The sequence below is a fragment of the Pseudoalteromonas sp. P1-9 genome, from assembly GCF_001399975.1.
GTDB lineage: Bacteria > Pseudomonadota > Gammaproteobacteria > Enterobacterales > Alteromonadaceae > Pseudoalteromonas.
The window spans coordinates 1-6,273 of the sequence record NZ_LKBD01000073.1 but is presented as its reverse complement, the minus strand read 5'-3'; the positions used below and the strand labels follow the sequence as shown (position 1 = coordinate 6,273).

Sequence of the window (6,273 nt, the reverse complement as noted above, 5' to 3'; positions counted from 1 at the left end):
ATATAGTGACGAGCTCGGAGTATGGCACTCGATTTTAGGGCTAGTTAAATAAGAAGCCGACTATTTTTCATAAAATAGTCGGCTTTTTTTATTTTAGGGTAGCCTTTTATACGTGCTAAAATATGCCGTAGATATTTTGAAAGAAAACTTAAATGAAGGTAATGGAAAGTTTGAAGGATCTCACTGAAACTAAGAATAAGTTTTTAACATTATTAGCAGATATACTTTTTATTAGTGTATCTTTTTGGAGTGCTGTTTGGCTTTTTCAACCTACAGAGTTAACCATTAATAACCACACCACACTACTCTTTACGGTTCTTTTATTCGCTACCCTTTTGGTTTTTATCAAAATTGGACTATATAACGCTGTTTTAAGTTATATAGATACTAAGGTTTTGCTTGTTGTATCAAGTGGTATTCTGACTTCAGTTGCTGTTTTAGTTATGACAGCTTTTTACTTGGACATAAATATAATCAAAAGTACGCCGTACTTTTATGGTGTTCAATTGGCATTATTAGTAGGTGGGAGTCGAATCGCTTTTAGAGCCTTGTTAAATACAAAAAACTTGTCAAAAAAGGCGAAAGTTGTCATTTATGGAGCAGGCTCTGCTGGGGAGCAACTTGCTATTGCTTTAAATAATGGTGATGAATACTTTGTGGCTGCTTTTATTGATGAAGATAAAAGCAAGGTTGGCACCAAACTTCTTGGAAAACGTATTTATGACCAACAGAAGCTAGTCCAGGTAATTGAAAATATAGCGCCGGTTAAACTATTACTGGCTATACCTAGTGTCGATATGCAACGTAGAAAGGCTATTTTGCTGGAACTCGAACATTTACCAGTTAAAGTGCAAAGCATTCCTGGTATCAATGAATTGATCCAAGGAAAGCATAAGATTGATGATATACACGATGTAAATGTTACAGATCTACTTGGTAGAAAACCTGTCACTCCTGATAGTAATTTATTGCGTTCGAATATTGCTGATAAGGTGGTTATGGTTACCGGAGCTGGCGGGTCAATAGGCTCTGAACTTTGCCGTCAAATAGTAGCTATAGGTCCTAAAAAGTTAATTCTATTCGAATTGTCTGAATATGCTCTTTATAGTATAGAAAAAGAATTAACAGCATTAAAAGAACAGCTGGGATTTGAGCTAGAAATCTTTCCTTTGCTAGGTTCAGTACAGAGAGAAAATCGACTGACAGCGGTTATCGAGTCATTTGATGTTCAGACTTTGTATCATGCGGCCGCGTATAAACATGTTCCACTTGTTGAATTTAATGTTGTTGAGGGAGTAAGGAATAATGTTTTTGGAACTCTTTCAGTCGCTCAAGCAGCTATAGCGGCAAAAGTTGAAACTTTCGTTCTTATATCTACCGACAAGGCTGTGCGCCCAACAAATGTTATGGGAGCAACTAAGAGAATGGCTGAACTAGTTTTACAGGCATTAGCTAAAGAGCAACATGATACACGTTTTTCTATGGTGCGTTTTGGTAATGTGCTTGGCTCTTCTGGTTCTGTCGTACCTTTGTTCTCAAAGCAAATAGAACAAGGAGGTCCAATTACTATAACTCATCCAGAGATTACTCGCTATTTCATGACGATTCCAGAAGCCTCACAGCTAGTGATTCAGGCTGGTGCAATGGGCTTAGGAGGGGATGTGTTTGTACTAGATATGGGGGAACCTGTTAAAATTCATGATCTAGCCACAAAAATGGTCCATTTGTCAGGTTATAAGGTTGCAGATGAGGCAGGTGAATTAGATGCGATAGATATTAAATTCACAGGGCTCCGCCCCGGTGAAAAATTATATGAAGAACTGCTAATAGGCGACAATGTAAGCGGCACAAAGCATGAACGTATAATGACAGCCCAAGAACAGTTTTTGCCTTGGGATAACTTGAAGAAATTGTTAGATGAGCTCGATGTAGCTTGTCATAATTACGAACACAAACGCATTCGTGATCTCTTATTATCAGCACCAACAGGGTTTAACCCTAATGGTGGGATAGAGGACTTGGTATGGAAAAATCGCCCAAGTCATTTAAAGGTTATCTAATAGAAGGGGTTATCCCTTTCTATTTTTTTAGATTTTTAGCTTCGATCACTTTTGCATACAGCACTTGTCCAGGTCGATAACTAGGGGATGAACTTAGTAGCTTCTTTAATGTTCGCTCAGCCGTTTTTAAGTCTTTTTGTTTTAGCGCAATGATAGCTAAAGAGTAAAACGACTCAGCAAGTGGGTGAGGGTTTTTACACACCTGACTGAAGTAGTATTTGGCTAATTCCAACTGTCCAATTTGAAAGTTTAACGCCCCTAAATTATGTAGGATTTGATTTTTAGATTGTAAATCTTTAATTTTTGGTAGCAATAGCCTTGCTAACTTGTTTGCTTCAGCGATTCGTTTTTGTTCAACTAGCATCGCTATATAATTTGACGCAACATCTTCCCGTAATTCATTTTTTGAGTGAATAAAAGCAAGCTCTAAACTTGCATTCGCTTTATCAATTTTTCCATTATTTCGATATTCTTTTGCGAGAGCTGTCAATACACGAGGGCTCTTTGGCGATAATGATGCTTCATTTTCGAAAAAAGCCTCTTTATCAGACCACATTTCAGCTCTATGGAGTGTAAAAACAGAGTAAGTAACGATAGCTATCGATATAAAGGTTAGTACTTCTTTTTGTTTGTTAAATGCCTTACCACACTCAGTAATAATAGATACCAATAAAAAAGATAGAGCAAAGTTTGATATATAAGTTCTATGTTCGAATGCAAAATCTCGAATAGGAATAATGCTTGATTCAATGATGTGTCCGCAATAAAAAAATAATATTGCAAAAGTTATTTCTGGGCGCTTTTTAAATAACATTATACTGCTTATTAATAGGCATAGATGCCCAATAAAACTGGTAACAGTAGTTAAGTTGGAAAATGAATTAGAGAATATTGAGTATTCTAAACGTAAATCAATTGGCACAAAAAACTTACCAATATAAATCCAGAGTACATTCAGCTGAGCGTAAAAGTAATCAAGTCTAGATATGTCTTTTGTTTCTCTAGACGCACTGTCAATTAACTTAATGAATTCTCTTCCACTTTCTGTGGTAAAACTTACAATTAGTAAAGAAATTCCTAAAAATAGGAGTGAGCTATAAAGTGTTTTATATGACTTGTCGCGTTTGAAAAATAATAATTCTAATATGACGAATACAAAAATAACTGATATAAAATTTTGTTTACTGAACCAACCTAAAAAAATTGAAATAACTAAAATTAAAACAAAACTTAAAGTCCTTGTTTTATGTTTTTGATTAATTGCTTTTCGAAACTGAATATATGTAAGAGTAGAAAGTAAATAAAAGAACGCAGACATCAAAGTATAGCGTTGAACAACATAAATAACAGGCTGGCTGTTCAAAGGGTGTATTGCAAAAATCAAAGCGGTAAAAAAAGCAATTGTTTTATTTTTTTTGCCACACAAACTGAGCAAGCTATTAACTAAAAAATATACCAAAAAAGTATTTAAAATATGGATTGAGATGTTAACCAATCTGTACTCTAAAGCAGAGTTTAGCCCCAATTTTTCTTGCACAAAAAATGTTAGAGTACCAATAAAACGGCTTTGAAGAAAAAAGTCTTGTATCGAACCGGTTTGTAAAAGGCTGTTCTCTTGAATGTTCCTAAAATCATCTAAATAGAATGGCGCGTGAAGACTTATCGCATATATAGCAAATATCGCTATGACCAAAAAGGCTAGATGACTCTTAGTATTAGTAAACATTTTTGTACTTAAATGGTTTTTGGTAAACCAAGTTTAACGTAACCTACTTCAAAAAAAAAACTTAATAATAAATATAACTTTTTGAACATATTAGTTGATTTCTAGATGTATCATTACCTTTATCAAATTAAGGGCAAAAACGCATCAGGTCATATCGCACCTTTTGATTGAAATAATTTCAGCAAACGAGGTGAGTTTTAATACTTAATTGTTTATTATTAAAACAGAGATGTATGTCATAGGTAAAAAGGAATGAAAAAAATAGGTCTATTAAGTGTTGCCATAATTGCTTTTGCAAGTAATGCCAACTCAAGCACTGAGAATCACTTATTTTCTTATTCAGTAAGCGACGCTGTAAGTAGTAATACGCAAACAGCACCTTCTGTTAATAGTTTAAAAGTCACAACAATTAAAATAAACCAAAACGCAGATAGCTTACTGACATTGGGGGCGAAGTTTGAAGTTAGTTTTCCCAATCAAAACAATACTTACAATGCAAAGGTAACGACTGAGCTTCCTGATGGTATACCGAACCAAGAAGGTGAAATGTTAAGTTCAACAAAACTGATTGCAAGCCTTGAAAAAGGCGCTGGTAGCGTTGAAATGTCCATCTTAAATGGAGATGTAAAAAGCTTATTTATTACTGATGCAAAGAATAACAAAATTTATAATGTTGAGTTAAATTCTCAAGGTGAAGGCGTGCTTGTTGAGCAAGATTTTGCTAGTTATCAGTGTGCTGAATTTCCTGAGTCGCACAACGCTAATTATCCATTAAACATTCCTTTAAGTTCTGAACTAACTCCTGATTTAACCACATTACAAGGATTGCAGAGTCGTCCTGGTGCAACAAATGTTATATATATCAATAACTGGGGTGGGACTTTATCAGGGACGCGTTGGAATGATGCGTATAACAGTGGTAATCCCATCAGTTACGATCCATTTGATACAGATGGTAATACGTCTAGCTTTTCTGACAATGAACGTTACTTAATGTGGTTGGCATGGAAAGAAATGGCTGAAGATTATGCGCCATTTGATGTAAATATTACGACTAGCCAGAGTGTTTACAACAACACACCTGTGGTAAATCGCAGTCAAATCATTGCCACAACAACCGCGACAAGAGGTACATTTTACCCAAATTCAGCGGGTGGTGTAGCTTATGTCGGAATATTTGGATTAGATTCGGATTACTACAAAACTGGTTGGACATGGAATTTATCTGCGGGTTCAATGGGGATGACTCACTCTCACGAGTCAGGCCATCAAATGGGGCTTTCTCACCATGGAACCTCAGACAAAGGTTATTATTCAGGGCATGGCGTTTGGGGGCCTGTTATGGGGGCTCCATTTGGCCAATCCTATGTTCAATGGAGCAAAGGTGACTATCCTGATGCAAATAATTCATCACAAAACGACCTAACAATCCTCCGTGATGTGTTAGGAGTGCTAAATGATGATGTAGCAAATTCTTCAGAGTCAGCTACAAATTTATCAGTACCTGAAAGCGGCTATTATGCACAAATAACCCCAAACGGGATAAACGATGTTGTCGATGTAGATGTGTTTGAATTTAACATTGCAACACAATCAACTGCAAAGGTTCAGGTTCAGTCTTCATTAGGAGTTGAGGGTGAATCAAGAGCTGCCAATTTAACGCTCAAGGTCACATTGAAAAATGACCAAGGAGGGGTGGTTGCGACTCATACCTCAGCAATGGTTGGCGGTGTTACTCCGCTTACTGACTATTTTACCTATACAGATGATTTTGCGCCGGGTACGTACTCTATTCATGTCGAAGCGCAAACTCCAGATGCGAATTGGGCTACAGGATTTGATGATTACGGTAACGGTGGTGAGTACCAAGTTTCAATCACATTTGATGATGAAATTCTGATAACCCGCAATGAAGCTAATTTAACGGCGAGCGTCGGTAATGAGATTCAACGCAGTATTATTATTCCGGAAGGTGCTACAGAGGTAACTGTCTCTTCTACTGGTGGAACAGGTGATGTAGATTTATATACGCGTTCAGGTCAAGCTCCAACTAGAGCGACCTTTGATTGCCGCTCTTGGAATGGCGGTAATGATGAGATTTGTTCAAATCAAACTGCAAATACAGAGTTGCATTATATGTTGTACGCCTATAGCGATTTTGCTGGTGTATCCACATCTGTTACTTACAAAATAAGTGGTACGCTAGATTCTGATGGTGACGGCGTAAATAATATAACCGAGAAAAATCTTGGAACAGATATCACAGACTCGGATTCGGATAGTGATGGTTTAACAGATGGTTATGAAGTTGATAATAACTTAAACCCTCTATCGAGTGACACTGATGGCGATGGTTTATTAGATAAATACGAAGTAGATAATGGCCTTAATCCAAACGATAACGACCAAGACAATGACGGTATAATTGATGGCCAAGATAACGACCCATTAGTCGCAGCGGATAGTGATGGTGATGGTTGGGATAAT

3 protein-coding genes are annotated in these 6,273 nt (G+C 36.6%); 2 read left to right on the top strand and 1 reads right to left on the bottom strand.

The annotated features are described in order from the left end of the window. Positions 1-152: 152 nt before the first annotated feature. Complete coding sequence (locus AN214_RS21295; RefSeq protein WP_054981553.1) at positions 153-2,060, top strand: nucleoside-diphosphate sugar epimerase/dehydratase; 1,908 nt, start codon at positions 153-155, stop codon at positions 2,058-2,060. Between the two features lie 19 nt (positions 2,061-2,079). Here the strand turns inward: AN214_RS21295 and AN214_RS21290 are convergent, their stop codons facing one another. Next, the gene (locus tag AN214_RS21290; protein ID WP_152960838.1) at positions 2,080-3,786 is read right to left on the bottom strand and encodes a hypothetical protein; all 1,707 of its coding nucleotides are present in this window, start codon (positions 3,784-3,786) and stop codon (positions 2,080-2,082) included. Between the two features lie 252 nt (positions 3,787-4,038). Between AN214_RS21290 and AN214_RS21285 the strand changes: the two genes are divergently transcribed. After that, the coding region (locus tag AN214_RS21285; protein ID WP_054981551.1) for a PPC domain-containing protein at positions 4,039-6,273 on the top strand (2,235 nt) is incomplete at its 3' end.

Coding starts and splice junctions, on each gene's coding strand:
- AN214_RS21295 (WP_054981553.1), top strand. CDS start 153: ATGAAGGTAATGGAAAGTTTGAAGGATCTCACTGAAACTAAGAATAAG.
- AN214_RS21290 (WP_152960838.1), bottom strand. CDS start 3,786: ATGTTTACTAATACTAAGAGTCATCTAGCCTTTTTGGTCATAGCGATA.